Here is a 15,815-nt window from a genome sequence, read left to right as displayed (position 1 = left end):
ACTGAGTTAATGTACATAAGGTTACTGCTCACTTTGTGTTAATCGATGAGCGAACGCAGGCATAAAGTCTAAGTTTTCTCGAATCGTTTCTAATAACGCCTCATCAATGTGTGAGCCGCTATCAACAATAGGATTAAGGATCAAAGCGCGTTTAGCTAATGCAATATCCCCCGTCATCGCGGCCTTCACTGTTAAGGTTTCAAACTCTTTCATTTGTTGGATTAGGCGTAACGTATCGTTATCAAAAGGTTCGACATTCAATGGAAGGATCGCGCTGTTAGTAATAACTGAGCTGACTTCTACCGCGCAGTCATCAGGAAGCCCTTGAATCGCCCCATTATTGCGAGTGTTGACGTGCATGATAGAACGCTTGTTGTTGTGAATACTGCTCATTAGTTCACAAGCTGCTTCAGAATAATGGGCACCACCTCGTTCTTCTAATAATTTCGGTTTGGTATCCAGCATTGGGTCTCTGTAGATTTCGAGCAATTGTTGTTCAACTTTTGCAACCAAGTCGGCGCGATTAGTGCTGTTTTCAGACGCAGCAAACTCTTTGTCTAAGATGTCTCTGGATTGGTAGTAGTAACGTAGGTAAGCACAAGGAACGATGTTCAGAGAACGAATCAGTTCAGCGTCCCATTCAAAGGGAGGGATGTTTTGAGGCATCATTTGGTCATTGCCTCCGAGGAGTTGGTCTATCACTTCTTGGAGCTTGTCTTCGCCGTTATGAAGTACTTTTCGGGCCCACACTAGATGATTCAAACCTGCGATTTGCATGGTGATGTCTTCGCGTACAGCGCCAAGCATTTTTGCTGCTCCGCGCTCCATGTTCACGGGGATATTGCACAAGCCGACCGTCTTGATGGTTGAGTGCTTAATCAAGGCCTCGGTCACCATACCTGATGGATTGGTAAAGTTGAGCAGCCACGCATTGGGGCAAAGTGTTTCCATCTCTTTGGCGATCTTTAATGCAATTGGTATGGTTCGACAAGCATTAGAGAAACCACCCAATCCGTTAGTTTCTTGCCCTATCATGCGATACTTTAAAGCAATTCTTTCATCACGTAGCCTTGCTTCTAATCGACCTGCCCTAAACTGAGAACAGACAAAATTCGCGTCCACAAGCGCTGCTTTTCGGTCTGTCGTGAGGTGCACTGTGATGTCACAGTTCGCTTTTCTAATCATTCGCTGCGTCAAATCTGCAATCACTTGAGCTTTTTCCATACCTTCTTCGATATCGACAAGCCAAAGATCAGAAATAGGTAATTCGTGATAGCGTTTTAGTAAGCCTTCGATCAGCTCAGGGGTGTAACTTGATCCACCACCAATGACCGTAACTTTGAGTTTTTGTGCTTGCTTCATTTGACTCACCATTATTATGTAGATTATATGGTTTAATCTATATGATGAGTCAGTACGTCTACAAACCAGTATTGATGATTTATGAATTAATGAGGTTAATCTATGGGGCTGTTTGAAAATCGCCAACAAACATTGTCGTTGCTGCACACCTTCAGTGTGGCGGCTAAACATTTAAGCTTCACCCTTGCCGCCGATGAACTATTTCTGACTCAAGGTGGAGTCAGTCATCGCATCAAGAAACTTGAGCAGCAGCTTAAATTTAATCTATTTGTGCGTAAAACGAGAAAGCTAGAATTGACCCCAGAAGGACAACGCGTTCTCTCGATGCTGAGTGTCTCATTCGAATCTATTTTCTCTGAACTGATGGACATTCAAACTGGAGAGTTAAGTGGCGAATTGTACATAGCAACCTCTCCTTATTTTGCGTCGTCTTGGTTAATGCCGCGCCTACCAGAGTTTAGACAGTTATACCCGAATTTAAGTATTAAATTACAAACCAAACAGAACCAATCTGACTTTCAGTTTGAACCTTATGACGTGGCAATTTTCTACAGCGAGGGTCACTATCCGAATCATTATAGTGAGCGACTATTTTCAGGGATTAGAACGCCTGTATGCAGTCCTGAATATGCGAAGAGGTTCAATCTTGAGAAGGGCTTGCAACAATTGGATAGTGTGCAGTTTATTCATAGTGGAGACGTGACGGCTTGGCAGCGTTGGTTGGAAGCGGCTCAAAGTGAGGTTGATTGTACTCTAAAGTGTGATTACTACAGTGACAACCGTATAGCGATGGACGCGGCAAGGTTATCGATGGGTGTAGCACTAGGAAGACTCGAGTTTGCGACAACTCAAATTGAACAGGGTGGGTTGGTTGCTCCTTTTATGAGTATTGAGTCGGGTAAAGGTTACGATCTTGTATGTCCGAAAGGGATGGAGCAACGGACTAAGTTTCAAGTGTTTACTCAATGGGTTAAGCAGCAGTTATGACAGAATAGCATGCCTAGACAAAAGCGAATTTAAGGTCTAGTTTGGGTGGTTCTTTCTTTCAATAAAAAGAGGTGAGTTATGTTCAGCCATGTTTTTCTCGGAACCGAAGATATTGAACGTGCGAAGTCGTTCTATGATCCAATTATGAAGATGCTTGGTTACAACGAAGGCTCAATCGATCCTAAAGGGCGTTGTGTTTACGTGAGCAAAACGGGTGTACTAGGTTTAACCAAACCGATTGATGGTCAGCCAGCGACTTATGGCAATGGTATGACGGTAGGATTCTTGGCGAGTTCACCAGAAATGGTGGATGAATGGCATCGCATCGGCGTCGAAAATGGTGGTACTAGCATTGAAGGTGGCCCCGGAGCGAGAGGTTCTGACGAGCGTCGCTTGTACATGGCTTACTTGCGAGACCTTGATGGAAACAAGATTTGTGCAACTCACTTTATGCCATAGTTTACGTTATGCCACAGTTCACCTTATGTCATAGTTAACTTTATGCCACAGTGGCGTATAATTAAGTCATATTGATTGTTCAGGGTTAGTTTATGATGCTCTGAACTAACCCGTTATTTTAAAGACTGGCTGACTATTGCAAAGGACTTGCTAGATGAAACCGAATGAACTGTTTTATGAAAGCTTCGAGCGTTGCCGGATTGATCAAGAATTCTTGGAAAGCTTTCTGGCAGACTTCTGCGAGCATAACCCAAGGTTTTCAGAACGTTTTGAAAAGATAGGGTTAGAGCAGCAAACTAAGATGCTTAAGGCCTCGATCATTCTTATTTATAATTCCTCTGGTCTGCCAAGTGTGCGGAACTCGGTCAAGAAACTGGGTAAAAGGCACAAAGATTTGGGGTTGGACATTTCAGAAATTGAATTAAACGAATGGTTTAATTCGTTGCTCAATACGGTTAAAAAGTACGATCCTCATTATGATGAGAACGTAGAACGAGCTTGGGCAGAAACGCTGGATGCTGGTCTAACGATCATGAAAAAAGAGTGTGTTGAAAAATAAGATAAGCTTCGCATAACAACACGAGGTTTATCTTATTTTTAAATTATGGCTTTTAATTCATTGCCCTAAATGGTTTTTATTCAGGGTAATGAATATGTTGGCTTAAAAGGTAAAGCCAGTTTGAATACCTAAAGTTGTTTCCTTGGTATACCAATCATTTGAACCTCCGAGCTCATACCAATCAAACCCTACACGAGTCAACAGCTTGGAGTTGCCAAACAATGGTTTTGATGACTTGTACTCTGCGCCGATACCGTAAGTTAAGCCAAAATTACCATGAGAACCTTTATGAACTTCATTTCCTTTGCTAGAGCTATACACCAACTTTGTATCTGAGTGTGAATAGAAAGCACCAAACTTGCCCAAAATAGCAAAATTTTCACTGAAACTGTGTTTGTACACAGGCGTCAACGAGAGCATTAAGGTGTCGAACTCTTCCTTTCGTTGTACTGTCTCGTTGTTGCTGTAATCAACGTAACTGTCTTTGTCATCGACGCTGGTAATAAACAATGTTGATTCTACATACCAGTTGCTTTGTGCGATCTGGCTACCCAGTGTGAACTGGCCACCGACATCATCACTATCCATACCAACACCACCTAAAGCATACATTTCATTTGCTGCGAATGCTGAAGAGCCCGTAACTGATGCAATGGCAAGCGCCGCTAAGACTAATTTTTTCATTTTATTCTCTAAGGTTCGTAAATTTCGGGAGAGGATTCTAGCGATATTTTCAAAATAAAAAACACTGTTCGAATGAGTGGAGAGACGATTAAATAAAGATTAAATATATCAATAATGAGGAGGGTAGGTTTGAAGGCTCGGATTATATTTTTTTAGGTATGATAGGGAGTGTTGAACCTCAATTTAATTATTGATTTTTAGCATTTTTATTGGCTTTCGGATTATTTGTACCTCAATGAAAAAGCCCTAGCGGTGAATCTTCGCTAGAGCTTCATTTAGATTGAATTAGAGAGCAATTTAATAGAGATTAAATACTAGGGATGACTAGTCTTTCCGCTTGTGCGTAAGGGTAAAGTAACCAGTGGCTTAAAAGTGAGCAGCCCAGCCAACCAGGAAGCCTTGTGAAGCGGTATCGTATTCAAAGGTACCTTTGTTTTCGTAATCAACCCAGGTCGATTTGTAGGCGACATTTAAGTCAGACCAATTGTTTATCTGGTATCGCACGCCAGTTAATAGAGATGAGGTAAAGTCGGTGTCACTGCCAAGCCCTGCATCAATAGTTGCGTGAAACTTCCAATCCTTATTGATCTGCGTTATCCATCTCACACCTATTTGGTAGTCAACCCAATCTTCATCGAGTGATCGGTCTGCACTTAGATTACCACCTGAACCGTAAAGCTTGGCATCAATGTCGTTATCCCACCAACGAAGCCCAAACAGATAATCAATCGTGCCAAAATCGTACTGGTAGCGCTTAAAACCCTTCACATCTAAAACACCTTGTCGGATATCAAGGTTGCCCCTCAATACCTCTAGGTTGCTACCTAACACTGAGTTTGTTTTTCCGCTTAGCTTCATGTAGCTGTAGTCGAAATAGTAACCCCACTGATTGTCATAAATGCCCTCTAAGCGCAGCATTGCACCCATATCGATATGATCCATGATGAACGCAGGATCAACATCGACATCTGTGGATATTTTTCCAATCGTACTATCACCACGAATATTTAAAGCAAGCGCATAAATTTCTATGCTGTGTTGCCACTTTTTCGTGTCCGATTGTGAACTTGCTTCTTGTGCATTTACGGTTGAACTCGCAGCCAACACTGATGCGATTAGGTAATGCCATTTAGCCATATTGATATCCTTATCTGGTTTGAAGAGTGCACACTATAAATGTATGTATTAATTAGCCATTTTCTATATATGCAACTTGTATATTGCTGATTGTAGACTATGTTTTTTTAAAAAGAGCCAAATTTAAAGAGTGGGAATATGAAGCTACAAAGTGTTTTCTTGTTGGTAGCGGTTTTAGGCTTAACGCCTATTGCGTTGTCTTACGGCTACGCCCCCGTTATTTCTATGGATTATCTTTTCGGAATTGATGCTAGTTCTATCAACGTGACTCATATTTTTCGAGCCGTGATGGGGCTGTATTTGGCACTGGCTCTGTTTTGGGTTAGTGGCGCATTGATAAAAAAGTATCGACTGCCAGCGCTTTATAGTTTGGTGGTTTTTATGTTGGGTTTGGCTGCAGGCCGAGTGATTAGTTTAGTCTTAGATGGAATGCCACACTGGCTGCTTTTTGTCTATCTAATTTTAGAGCTTGGCTTTGGTTTGGTCGGAATAAAAATGATTCACAAAGAACAATCTGAAACAATATAAGGACATTATATGAAAGGGATTTTTCACCTTCTTACCTTGAGCGTGTTGAGTAGCTTTTCGCTATCGGCATGGTCGGCACAAGAACAACCTAATATCTTCGTCATTTTCACCGATGATATTGGCATCTCAAACTTGAGTGCTTATCACAATGGCGTGATGAGTAGCGAAACACCAAACATCGATAGTATTGCTGAGAAGGGAATGCTTCTGACAGACTACTATGCGCAGCCATCTTGTACCGCGGGTCGTTCTGCTTTCTTAACCGGGCAATTACCAGTTAGAACCGGAATGCACTCTGTTGGGTTACCTGGCGGTCCCGTTGGTTTAAGTGCGGATACGCCAACGCTTCCAGAGATGCTCAAAACGATGGGGTATGTGACTGGGCAATTTGGTAAAAACCACCTTGGTGATAGAGATGAATTTTTACCGACAATGCACGGTTTTGATGAGTATTGGGGTTGGCTGTATCACTTGAATGCGATGGAATATACCGAAGATCCAGATTGGCCAAAAGATGGCTCTTTGGATGCCTTTGCACCTCGTAATGTTATTTACGCAAAATCAGATGGCAAAGGTGGCCAAACGATCGAAGACGATGGTGCATTGTCGATTGAGCGTATGCGTACACTCGACGATGAAGTAAATAAGCATGCTATCAACTTCATTGAACGAGCCGTAGAAGCGGATAAACCATTCTTTACTTGGTACTGCCCATCTCGTGGCCATGTATGGACGCACCTTTCTCCTGAATATGAAGCGATGCTTGGCCAAAACGGTTGGGGGCTGCAAGAAGTGGTCATGAAAGATCTTGATGACCACGTCGGGGAAATGATGGCGAAAATGGAAGAGTTAGGCATCGCCGATAACACCATTATCATTTTCACGGCAGACAATGGCCCTGAGATCATGACTTGGCCTGATGGCGGCATGACGCCTTTCCATGGTGAAAAAGGTACCACTTGGGAAGGTGGCGTAAGAGCGCCTGCATTGGTGAGTTGGCCGGGTAAAATCCCTGCGGGTAGCGTAGGCAATGGCATCTTTGATGGTATGGACTGGTTACCAACATTGGTTGCAGCCGCGGGTGGTCCAACGGATCTAAAAGAGAAAATGCTGAAAGGTCACGATGGCTTTAAAGCGCACCTTGATGGTTACAACCAAGTGGACATGTTGACAGAGAAAGGCGAGTCAAACCGTAAAGAGATTTACTACTACGAACGAGATAAGCTGCAAGCGGTTCGTATTGGTGATTGGAAGGCACACTTTGTGGTTCAAAATCACGGTTGGAGTGGTCCGAAAGAAGAGCTTAACGCACCGTTACTCTTTAACTTACGTCGTGACCCATATGAGCGAGCGGCAGAAGAGTCGGGCATGTACTTGAAGTGGATGGGGCAGAAAATGTGGGCATTTGGTCCTGCACAAGCTGCTGTTCAACAACATCTAGCAACTTTCCAAGAGTGGCCCCCAGTGACACCAGATTTACCAGCTGAGAAAACAGGTGGTGTGGGTAACTAATACGCACTTGTCTCAAGTAGTTGGGACAGTAAAGGCTGAGTAGAAATACAAAATCCCGTTGGAGACTCTAATCGTCGCCAACGGGATTTTTCTTTTCCGTACTCACGCTACTATTTTGTTTCTACTTTGAACGAGTTTACTGAATCTTCAGCGTGGTATTGCGCTCTATAAATTGAACAGGAACCATTAATTTTACTAAGCTGGTGTCTTGTTCTTGAATTTGGTTAACCACAATTTTCACTGATTCACGCGCAAGGCGTCTAAAATCCTGCTTGAAGGTGGTCAGTTGGTAGTTGAGCCATTGAGTCTGCGGGATATCATCAAAACCAATCACTTGCAGGTCTTCTGGGATACGAAGCCCAAACTCTAAACGAGCTACATCCATTACCGCCATCGCAAGGTTATCTGTCGCACAAAACACCGCTTGCGGATTCGTTGCTTCGTTGAACATGTCGCGGATGATCTCTAACGAATCAAGGTAGTCGTAATCAGCTTCAATAACTCGAGCCTGTTTGCCTGTTAAGTCTTCAAATTCTGTGCAGAAACCGACTTGGCGCTCGCCATTAGTAAACGTTGGCACATTACCCGTCACATAAGTCGCAGTCTTGATACCAAGTTTATGAAAGTGTTGCGCTGCAAATTGCCCTGCCGCGTAGTTATCACTCACAACATGGCTACTCTTCGTCCCTTCAACAACACGCGCGAACTGAACGATAGGGATGTCAAACTCTTCACACTCTTCATAAAGTGACTTATTGAATGTCGCAGAAGCAGCAATCACACCATCAACACGATATTGGAAAATATTCGGAATCGAGTGGATGTCGTTACCGTCGACTTGCCAAGGGATAAGCACAGCAGAATAGCCCTGTTTTTGTAACTCAGTAGAGATGAGTTGCAGGGTTTTCATGTGAATTGGGTAATCAGCATCAGGGAAGACCAAACCAATCAACTTAGATTCATTTGTCGTTAGGCTACGAGCAAAGGCATTCGGGCGATAGTTGAGTGCTTTTGCGGCTTCGAATACTTTCTGTTTGGTCTTTTCAGACACCGAACTGCCCGGAACAAATACACGAGAAACGGTAGATTGAGAAACGCCAGCCAGCTTAGCGACATCTTTTGAAGTAACGGTTGGTTTTGACGCCGTGGAGTGTTTTGGAGAGCTCATAGAAGATACTTTTGAACTAAATTGACAGTGCACAGAGTACCATAATTAGGTACGTATTCAAAAATACAATATGCCATGATGGGATGAAAAATAAGGGTTAATAGAGAATGTTGGATATTATTCTGGGTATGACCCAAAAAAAGCTCTGCATTAAGAGCAGAGCTTTGTTTAGCGAATTTATGACTCGATTAACTGGGTGTTAGAAGTAGTAACGGATACCCGCAGCGAATTGGTCATCGCTGTTTTCGTAATGGTTACCTACGGACTTGTCGTTACCATTATCGAATTGGTATTCAGTCCATACTAAGAACTTGTTCTTCTTAAAGTGGTATTCAAGGCCAGGGATAATCAACTGACGATCGTAGCCATTAGCGTTGTCGTCTGTGTCCGTTAAGTAGTTAACGTTAAAGGTTGGACGCAGACCATTTTCAAAGTGGTAGTAGGTGAAGAATTCAGCACCACGGTGGTCGTAGAATTCTGCTTTGCTGGTGGTTTCCCAGTTAGAACCTTGGCTGTAGGTGAAACCGACAAATAGGCCATCATTGGTGTAGTTCACACCTAATAAACCGATGCGCTGTGTGTCGCCATCTTTGATGTTTTTCACGCCAGCATCAACATCATCAAACTCATTCTGGTGGTAAGCCAAACCAATGGTTAAGCCATCCATAACCGTGTATAGGGTTGATGCGCCCATACCGTTTTTCAGTGTTGCGGTTAAACCATCCGCAAGGCCAACATCTTCACGAGTTGTCTGATAAGTGAAGCCGTATTTCCAGTTATCGCTGATGTTGTTGCGGTAAGTGACAGAGTTTTCCGCGCGGCCTGTGCCTGATGAAATACCCCAGTCAGACAGGTTGTAGTAACCAGAACCACGCGAACCAAAAACACGACCCATATCGGTAAACCAAGCCACATCGTAGAAGGTAGACCACTGTTTAGTACCCGCGGCAATCTTGCCGTATTTCTCGTGCTCTACACCTGCGTATAGAAGTCGGTCGTAAATATTGTCGCCGTTAGCACCTGAGTTGTAACCCCATTCGGCATGGCCAAAGCCAGTCCAATCGTTGTCTAGTCCCATTTGACCTTTAAGGCCGAAACGAGAACTACCGCTGTTCCATTCGCCATTATCTTTTTCCCAAGAATTGGTATCTGAGTTAAAGACTTCTCCTTTATCTTGGTAACGAACGTCAAAACGGCCATCGAGAGTGAGGCTATCGCCTGCGTCATTGGTAAAAGTATGTGCAGCAAAAGCAGAACCCGACGTAAGCGCCGTCAGGATCACTGCTGAAAGAATCGACTTTTTCATTGTTATTCTCTTTATTCGAGCCGTAGAAAGCCGCCGTGCTTTCAAGCTCGTTATATTAGTAATGGTTTGGCAGGGTGTACCCCATCCATGAGGCACTAATTGGATCAATTATTGGTGGAGCAATTATTGATTGATGAAGCAATTAATTGATTGAAGCATTGATTGGTAGAGCACTTGCTAGGAGCGAGAAGGATCTTCTAGCAAGTCATAGCAACCCAAATTAGATGTCGGCTTGGGTTGCTATTGTTTGGTTTCTATCTTTTGGCTTTTATCGCTAGGATTAAGGCATTTTTATTAAAGCACCTGTATTAAAGCATTAGGATTACAGCGTTGGGTTCATGATAGATGAAGTGCGTTCGAACACGTCCAGACCTTGCTGCTGTAGCCAGTAAGGAAGGTCAATAAGAACCCAGTTCTCAGACAGCTTGTCACCGTCACGGTAGTAAACGTCAACCACTTGCATGTTTGCGCGTACTTCGCCGCCAGTCATACCTAGGAAGCCACCTGTAGGGGTGTTTGATAGGTTTGGCCAACCGAAGAAACAAGAGAAGTTACCTTCAGCGAAACGACAAACGTGGCCGTTGAATTTCTTGTCTTTCAGGTTGTTACGGAAAGGAAGTTGGTGCTGTTGTTGGTAACGAGGAATCGTGTAAGACGCGCCGATACCACATGGGCCGTACCAAATCATGTCTTTTGACCAGCTCTTCGCTAGTACTTCTGGTGGGCAACCCATCGCGCCGCTGTCGTTAAGAGCAGACAGGTCATCAACCATTTTGTTTACTAGAGCAAGTGTCGCAACACCTTCTTCTGGAGCCGCATCTTCAAACAACAGACCATCGTGATTACGTGGGCCAGGGTAAACAAAGTGCTTACCGGTTGATGGTGGAAGTGGGTAGCAACCCGCTTGATCCATCATGCCTAGTAGATCTAGGAACAGGCCAGTTTTTGTGATTTTGCCGTTAACAACACAGTTAAACTCTGCGTAGCGAACGTTCATGATCTTGCCTGTAGGGCGCATGCCTAGGTATTCAGCGTCGAACAGACCCATGAAGTGACCCATGCTCATTACCCAAATTTCATCTGGGTTAACTTCGTTGTTACCGCCGATGAAGATATCTTGACGACGCTGCATGCGTGTCATTGATTTCATCATTGGTGCCCAGAATACGTCAGCCGCTGCTTGTGCGCCTTCTTGCTCACGGAATGGGTAAACACCACGCCACAAGTAATCTTCAGAAGTGTGTGCTTTTAAAACTTCAGCCACGTTCTCGTGAGTAGCGTTTTCGATAGCGTCAAAGTAATCGCGAACAATGCGTTTAGCTTCTTGATATTTAGACATAGTAAATTCTCTTTTTTGTTGTCGAGCCAACATTCGGAACAGGACTCGATTTGGATTTTGTTACCGGCTGATTTCTCAGCCGGATTGATGTTTATTTCGTGTCTTTAGAGGTTTTCAACTTTTAAAGGTTTTCAACTAAAGGGGATTAAGCTTTTGCTGTTTCCGCTTTTTTGCTCTTGTCGAAAATGCCGCCTTTCAATGTTTCTGGTAGAGATAGCCACAGTAGACCAGCCAGAATCCATACGATTGGTGAACCCCACATTGCTGTTGCTAGGTCTGAACGCTCTTGGATGAATACCAACACCATTGGGGCCCACATGCCGATGATACGACCACCGTGGAACAGCGCTGCACCGAAGCTACGTAAGTGAGCTGGGAACAATTCAGAGAAGTAACCACCCCATACCGCTGAAGCAGACAAACCGAAGTTGTAGATAAGGCCTAGGATAGCCAGCATGTTTAGGCTGCCGATCATCACGTCGCTTGGTGCCACGAAGAATACTGAAGCCATTACACCCGCAAGAATGAAACCAAACGCGTTCACTTTACGACCGTATTTGTCAGCGATTGCACCCCATACCCAAGCACCGAATAGCGAACCGAATGCAGAGATAGAGAAGATGATGCCGATAGTCGCACCGTCGAATTGACGCACGTCTTTTAGGTACGTTGTCACAAAACCAGAGAAGAATTGGTAACCGTAGAAATTAAGACCAGCCAGCAATAGACAAGTAATCGTTAGCTTGCGGTATGGTGCGCTTAGCATTTCACCCCAAGAACCTTTCTTCGCTGGTTTATTCGATGCTTCAGCAGCGGCTTGCTCTTCTTCACCGTAGGCGATCACTTTCTTGTCGCTAGGTAGGATGAAGATCATTAATGCAGCAGCAACGAGAGGAGGAATACCACCCACCCACATTAGGCTCTGCCAAGGTGCATCGATGCTAGAAATAAACGCCGCGTATGCGCCCATTGCCATTAGGGCAACCGAGAACATAGAAGAAGCGAATGCCGTTAACTTACCGCGAACGCTTGGTGTGAATAGGCCGATCATCAGGCTTACTGCTACGGTGAAGTAGCCACCTAAAGAAATACCGATGATGAAACGCATTGCTGCCCACATCGCGTAGTCAGTAAACATCATGTTGATGATGGTTGCGCCACCGTTCAGTGCAGTGATGACAATAAGAGTCGATTTCTTACCAAAGTTTGATGCCACCCATGCACAGCTTAAGGCACCAATAAGTGCGCCAACCGACTGCCATGTATAGAACTGAGCGGTATCCGCTAAGTTAATACCATCATACGCATCAACGATGTATGGGCGTACGTAGTCAATAATTACAAAGTTATAACAATAGAAAAAATAGCCAACTAGAATTGCAAGATAAGCAGCTACCCTTTGAATCATAGGAACTTCGCTCATGTGTTTTTTAGTAGTCATGACCGATAAACCTTTATTTTTTATAGGGTGTTTTTAGTTTCGATTATTGTGTGGCGGTTATTGAATATCACCACACCATCTTCATTTCGGGAGAGATAATAGAATTTTTGTGGTTATTAGATCCGTGATCAAAGTCAATTTTAAAATGAGTGCGTACCCATTTTGTGCATTTTAGTGATCTTGATCTCATTAGATCGTTGTTTTGGGACTTTTTGAGCATTTAGAGTGTTTAATCATCTATCTTAGTGACAATACTCACACTTACTGTGGGTTTTTGAGGGAAAATATCGATTTTTGAGTACTATTGGCGGCGAATGAATTGCGAAATATAATAAACGGAATCTAAAAATGGTTACGTACTCAAGTTTTGTGGTTATTGCTTTATATGTGCTAACTACATTATTTATCAGTTACTTAGTGAATAAGCGTTATAGCGTTGGTGGCGATTTCTCAACGGGCGGAAAACAATTTGGTTGGTTTACGGCAGGTGTGTCGATTCTTGCAACCTACATCAGCGCGATGACGTTCGTGGGCATGCCGGGTTGGGTTTATAGCTCAGGCATGGAAGCAATGAGCGTCCATTTGAATTACCCAATAGTGATCTTTTTCGCTGTGGTTTTCTTTGTCCCGGTGTTTTACAAACTCGGCCTGACTTCGATTTATGAATACCTAGAGCACCGCTTTGGCGTTGTTGCTCGCACGATCAACTCAATCGTGTTTATTGTGGTTCAGTGTATTTCGGCTGGGGTAATTTTGTATGCAGTAGCACTGATCTTGGTGCAAGTGTTGCCGGTGAGTATCTCCGAGGCGATCATCTACATCAGCTTATTTACGGCTTTGTATACCTATGCGGGCGGTATTTCGACCGTCATATGGACAGACATGCTGCAGTCGGCGGTGCTGATCATTGGCAGCATTGCGATCTTTACCTTATTGCTGATGAAGATTGATGCGGGTGAGGTGTTGTCTCCTGAACATCTGAATATCATCAATCTCGATTTCGACTTGGGAGTTGATACTACACTGTGGGCGGGTGTGGTTGCCGTGAGTTTCTTACATCTGAGTGTGTATGGCACTAACCAGTTGATTATTCAAAGAACATTGGCAACAAAAAACGTTGAGACGGCACAGAAATCGATGCTGCTTTGTGGTTACGGCGCCTTCTTTATCTACCTGTTTTTCTCTGTTATGGGCGTTCTTCTGAGTGTCTTTTATCAAGACCAAAGCTTTGAAAACAGCAATGAAGTGATTCTCGATTTTGTATTCAATCATACCAACCCAATCATTGTTGGACTGGTGATTTCAGCTCTGTCGGCAGCGGCAATGTCGACCTTGGATTCAACCTATAACTCAATGGCAACGGTCGCAACGTTCGATTTCTACAAGCGCTTTTTCCGTAAAAAAGCCTCTGATGCACACTATGAATCGGTGGCAAGAAAAATGAGCCTCGTCGCGGCGGCTTCGGTTGTTGTGCCAGCTTTACTGGCCGTTTCAAATGAATCAGTGCTCAAGACTATCGCTAGCCTGACTTCCATTTTTGTCGGCATTCGTCTTGGCTCTTTCATCCTGGGTTTGTTCTTTAAACGAGCTAACGAGAGCGGCGTAATTGCGGGCAGTATTGGCAGTGTGGCTGTGGTGTTCATTGCAAAATACTATGGCATATCTTGGCCTTGGTTCGCCTTAATCGGCACTGTGGTTTTCTTAGTGCTAGGTGTTGTCGTTAGCCATTTCTATGGGCAAGTAACTGAACAACAAAACGAATTCATCGCCAAGCAAAAACACTTGTTTGCAAAACCTACGGCGAGCCATTACGGCTTGCTAGTGTTCGCTGTCGTCACGATTGCGGCTTGTACTGTTATTCCTGATTGGCTTTATGCCGCTCTTTCTTAATGAGTAAATCTTCTCAACTGGCTAATTTTTAACAGGTAAATGTATGCTGTCCATTTTTGATATCTACAAAATTGGTGTGGGGCCATCGAGCTCACACACTAACGGCCCAATGATTGCGGGTTTCCATTTCACTCAATTAGTCGCGGATAAAATCACGGAAGTGGTTCGTGTTCAGGTCGATCTTTATGGTTCGTTATCGTTAACAGGAATTGGGCACCATACCGACAGAGCAACTATTCTAGGTTTGCTTGGCAATAAGCCTGATACGATTAAAATCACTAGCGCTAATGAAGCGATGCGCCTTGCTATCGACAGTGGTGAAATGCAGTTGAGTGGCCATCACACCATTGGCTTCAACTATCAAACCGACATGCTATTTCACGAAGACAATCTGCCTTTACATGAAAATGGCATGATGATTACCGCGTTTGACCAAAGTGGTAATGTGATTGTAGATGAAACTTATTACTCGATTGGCGGCGGTTTTATCGCAACCGCTGATGAACTGAAAAATGGCACTCAAACCCAAGCAGTAGAAGTCCCTTTCCCATTCAAAAATGCCGATGAAATGCTGCGAAAAGCAGAAGACAGCGGCATGAGCTTGGGTGGCATGATTCTGAAAAATGAAGCGGCTTTCCAAGGCGCTGATGTTATCTCAGAAAAGGCCGATCAAATCTGGCGAGTGATGACTCGTTGTATGGAACGCGGCTTTGAAACGGAAGGCATTCTTGATGGCGGTTTGAACGTGACACGTCGTGCACCGAACCTGCTGAAAAAGCTGGAAGCAAATGCGGCCGTTGAAAACGACCCAATGGAAATCATGGACTGGATTAACTTGTTCGCTTTTGCGGTGAGTGAAGAAAATGCGGCTGGTGGCCAAGTGGTGACATCACCTACTAATGGTGCAGCGGGCGTTATCCCTGCGGTGTTGATGTATTACCATCGCTTCATTAAAGAACTCGACACTAAGCAACTGAAAGACTTTTTGGCCGTATCGGGTGCGATTGGTATTTTGTACAAAACCAATGCTTCAATTTCTGGTGCCGAAGTAGGGTGCCAAGGTGAAGTGGGCGTGTCGTCTTCTATGGCGGCAGCGGGTTTAACGGCGTTACGCGGTGGCAGCAATGAGCAGATTTGTATTGCTGCCGAGATTGCGATGGAACATTCACTCGGTATGACATGTGACCCGATTGGTGGCTTGGTACAAGTGCCATGTATTGAACGAAATGCAATGGGTTCCATGAAGGCGATTAATGCTTCACGAATGGCACTCAAACGTAACAGCAAGAGCCTGATCTCATTAGATAAAGTGATTGCCACTATGTATCAGACGGGTAAAGACATGAATAAGAAGTATCGTGAAACGTCATTAGGTGGTTTGGCGCTGATTCATTTAGCTCACCCTTGTGAATAGAAAGCGTAAATAAACGATATACGTTTCAA

Annotated in this window: 14 protein-coding genes; 7 read left to right on the top strand and 7 right to left on the bottom strand. The window is 44.0% G+C overall.

The genetic code is table 11. The features are described 5' to 3' along the window. Nucleotides 1-21: 21 nt before the first annotated feature. Nucleotides 22-1,362: a 6-phospho-beta-glucosidase gene (locus tag AC3CHU_RS11205; RefSeq protein ID WP_171311318.1), complete on the bottom strand. Its 1,341-nt coding sequence runs from the start codon at nucleotides 1,360-1,362 to the stop codon at nucleotides 22-24. 102 nt (nucleotides 1,363-1,464) lie between these two features. Between AC3CHU_RS11205 and AC3CHU_RS11200 the strand changes: the two genes are divergently transcribed. The 3 genes from AC3CHU_RS11200 to AC3CHU_RS11190 all read left to right on the top strand — a co-directional run bounded on the left by AC3CHU_RS11200 (nucleotide 1,465) and on the right by AC3CHU_RS11190 (nucleotide 3,367). Beyond that, a complete protein-coding gene (locus AC3CHU_RS11200) occupies nucleotides 1,465-2,349 on the top strand; it encodes a LysR substrate-binding domain-containing protein (protein ID WP_065205619.1) in 885 nt (294 codons plus the stop codon). Nucleotides 2,350-2,427: 78 nt separating this feature from the next. Continuing rightward, nucleotides 2,428-2,808, top strand: a complete 381-nt coding sequence (locus AC3CHU_RS11195; protein WP_488524571.1) for a VOC family protein — start codon at nucleotides 2,428-2,430, stop codon at nucleotides 2,806-2,808. A 154-nt stretch (nucleotides 2,809-2,962) separates the two neighbouring features. Continuing rightward, on the top strand, nucleotides 2,963-3,367 hold the full coding sequence (locus AC3CHU_RS11190) for a globin family protein (RefSeq protein WP_010439685.1): 405 nt from the start codon (nucleotides 2,963-2,965) through the stop codon (nucleotides 3,365-3,367). A gap of 102 nt (nucleotides 3,368-3,469) precedes the next feature. Here AC3CHU_RS11190 and AC3CHU_RS11185 read toward each other — a convergent pair whose 3' ends face one another. Together AC3CHU_RS11185 and AC3CHU_RS11180 are read right to left on the bottom strand one after the other, a co-directional pair. Next, the gene (locus tag AC3CHU_RS11185) at nucleotides 3,470-4,051 is read right to left on the bottom strand and encodes a hypothetical protein (protein WP_016785703.1); all 582 of its coding nucleotides are present in this window, start codon (nucleotides 4,049-4,051) and stop codon (nucleotides 3,470-3,472) included. A gap of 366 nt (nucleotides 4,052-4,417) precedes the next feature. Further along, on the bottom strand, nucleotides 4,418-5,188 hold the full coding sequence (locus AC3CHU_RS11180) for a hypothetical protein (RefSeq protein WP_488524570.1): 771 nt from the start codon (nucleotides 5,186-5,188) through the stop codon (nucleotides 4,418-4,420). Between the two features lie 138 nt (nucleotides 5,189-5,326). Between AC3CHU_RS11180 and AC3CHU_RS11175 the strand changes: the two genes are divergently transcribed. Next, nucleotides 5,327-5,716: a DUF4345 domain-containing protein gene (locus AC3CHU_RS11175; protein ID WP_016768515.1), complete on the top strand. Its 390-nt coding sequence runs from the start codon at nucleotides 5,327-5,329 to the stop codon at nucleotides 5,714-5,716. Nucleotides 5,717-5,725: 9 nt separating this feature from the next. Continuing rightward, nucleotides 5,726-7,228 carry an arylsulfatase gene (locus tag AC3CHU_RS11170; RefSeq protein ID WP_016785700.1) on the top strand — a complete coding sequence of 501 codons (1,503 nt, stop codon included), beginning with the start codon at nucleotides 5,726-5,728 and terminating at the stop codon, nucleotides 7,226-7,228. Nucleotides 7,229-7,364: 136 nt separating this feature from the next. Here the strand turns inward: AC3CHU_RS11170 and AC3CHU_RS11165 are convergent, their stop codons facing one another. From AC3CHU_RS11165 to AC3CHU_RS11150, 4 genes are all read right to left on the bottom strand, one after another. Next, the gene (locus AC3CHU_RS11165; RefSeq protein WP_488524569.1) at nucleotides 7,365-8,396 is read right to left on the bottom strand and encodes a LacI family DNA-binding transcriptional regulator; all 1,032 of its coding nucleotides are present in this window, start codon (nucleotides 8,394-8,396) and stop codon (nucleotides 7,365-7,367) included. 199 nt (nucleotides 8,397-8,595) lie between these two features. Next, complete coding sequence (locus tag AC3CHU_RS11160) at nucleotides 8,596-9,702, bottom strand: porin (RefSeq protein WP_488524568.1); 1,107 nt, start codon at nucleotides 9,700-9,702, stop codon at nucleotides 8,596-8,598. Between the two features lie 322 nt (nucleotides 9,703-10,024). Further along, on the bottom strand, nucleotides 10,025-11,041 hold the full coding sequence (locus AC3CHU_RS11155; RefSeq protein WP_372193101.1) for a nuclear transport factor 2 family protein: 1,017 nt from the start codon (nucleotides 11,039-11,041) through the stop codon (nucleotides 10,025-10,027). 145 nt (nucleotides 11,042-11,186) lie between these two features. Continuing rightward, nucleotides 11,187-12,482 (bottom strand): MFS transporter, encoded by a 1,296-nt coding sequence (locus tag AC3CHU_RS11150; protein ID WP_146457191.1) that lies wholly within the window; start codon nucleotides 12,480-12,482, stop codon nucleotides 11,187-11,189. Nucleotides 12,483-12,830: 348 nt separating this feature from the next. Here AC3CHU_RS11150 and AC3CHU_RS11145 point away from each other — a divergent pair, with 348 nt between their 5' ends. Both AC3CHU_RS11145 and AC3CHU_RS11140 read left to right on the top strand, forming a co-directional pair. Next, on the top strand, nucleotides 12,831-14,372 hold the full coding sequence (locus AC3CHU_RS11145; RefSeq protein ID WP_372193099.1) for a sodium:solute symporter family transporter: 1,542 nt from the start codon (nucleotides 12,831-12,833) through the stop codon (nucleotides 14,370-14,372). A gap of 43 nt (nucleotides 14,373-14,415) precedes the next feature. Continuing rightward, nucleotides 14,416-15,786, top strand: coding sequence for an L-serine ammonia-lyase (locus AC3CHU_RS11140; protein ID WP_488524567.1), 1,371 nt, complete (start codon nucleotides 14,416-14,418; stop codon nucleotides 15,784-15,786). The last annotated feature ends 29 nt before the right edge of the window (nucleotides 15,787-15,815 follow it).

It is taken from the genome of Vibrio sp. QJM3NY_39 (genome assembly GCF_057785895.1).
Note: the sequence above shows the minus strand (reverse complement) of the source record. Positions and strands in the feature narration are given on the sequence as shown.

Coding starts and splice junctions, on each gene's coding strand:
- AC3CHU_RS11205 (WP_171311318.1), bottom strand. CDS start 1,362: ATGAAGCAAGCACAAAAACTCAAAGTTACGGTCATTGGTGGTGGATCA.
- AC3CHU_RS11200 (WP_065205619.1), top strand. CDS start 1,465: ATGGGGCTGTTTGAAAATCGCCAACAAACATTGTCGTTGCTGCACACC.
- AC3CHU_RS11195 (WP_488524571.1), top strand. CDS start 2,428: ATGTTCAGCCATGTTTTTCTCGGAACCGAAGATATTGAACGTGCGAAG.
- AC3CHU_RS11190 (WP_010439685.1), top strand. CDS start 2,963: ATGAAACCGAATGAACTGTTTTATGAAAGCTTCGAGCGTTGCCGGATT.
- AC3CHU_RS11185 (WP_016785703.1), bottom strand. CDS start 4,051: ATGAAAAAATTAGTCTTAGCGGCGCTTGCCATTGCATCAGTTACGGGC.
- AC3CHU_RS11180 (WP_488524570.1), bottom strand. CDS start 5,188: ATGGCTAAATGGCATTACCTAATCGCATCAGTGTTGGCTGCGAGTTCA.
- AC3CHU_RS11175 (WP_016768515.1), top strand. CDS start 5,327: ATGAAGCTACAAAGTGTTTTCTTGTTGGTAGCGGTTTTAGGCTTAACG.
- AC3CHU_RS11170 (WP_016785700.1), top strand. CDS start 5,726: ATGAAAGGGATTTTTCACCTTCTTACCTTGAGCGTGTTGAGTAGCTTT.
- AC3CHU_RS11165 (WP_488524569.1), bottom strand. CDS start 8,396: ATGAGCTCTCCAAAACACTCCACGGCGTCAAAACCAACCGTTACTTCA.
- AC3CHU_RS11160 (WP_488524568.1), bottom strand. CDS start 9,702: ATGAAAAAGTCGATTCTTTCAGCAGTGATCCTGACGGCGCTTACGTCG.
- AC3CHU_RS11155 (WP_372193101.1), bottom strand. CDS start 11,041: ATGTCTAAATATCAAGAAGCTAAACGCATTGTTCGCGATTACTTTGAC.
- AC3CHU_RS11150 (WP_146457191.1), bottom strand. CDS start 12,482: ATGACTACTAAAAAACACATGAGCGAAGTTCCTATGATTCAAAGGGTA.
- AC3CHU_RS11145 (WP_372193099.1), top strand. CDS start 12,831: ATGGTTACGTACTCAAGTTTTGTGGTTATTGCTTTATATGTGCTAACT.
- AC3CHU_RS11140 (WP_488524567.1), top strand. CDS start 14,416: ATGCTGTCCATTTTTGATATCTACAAAATTGGTGTGGGGCCATCGAGC.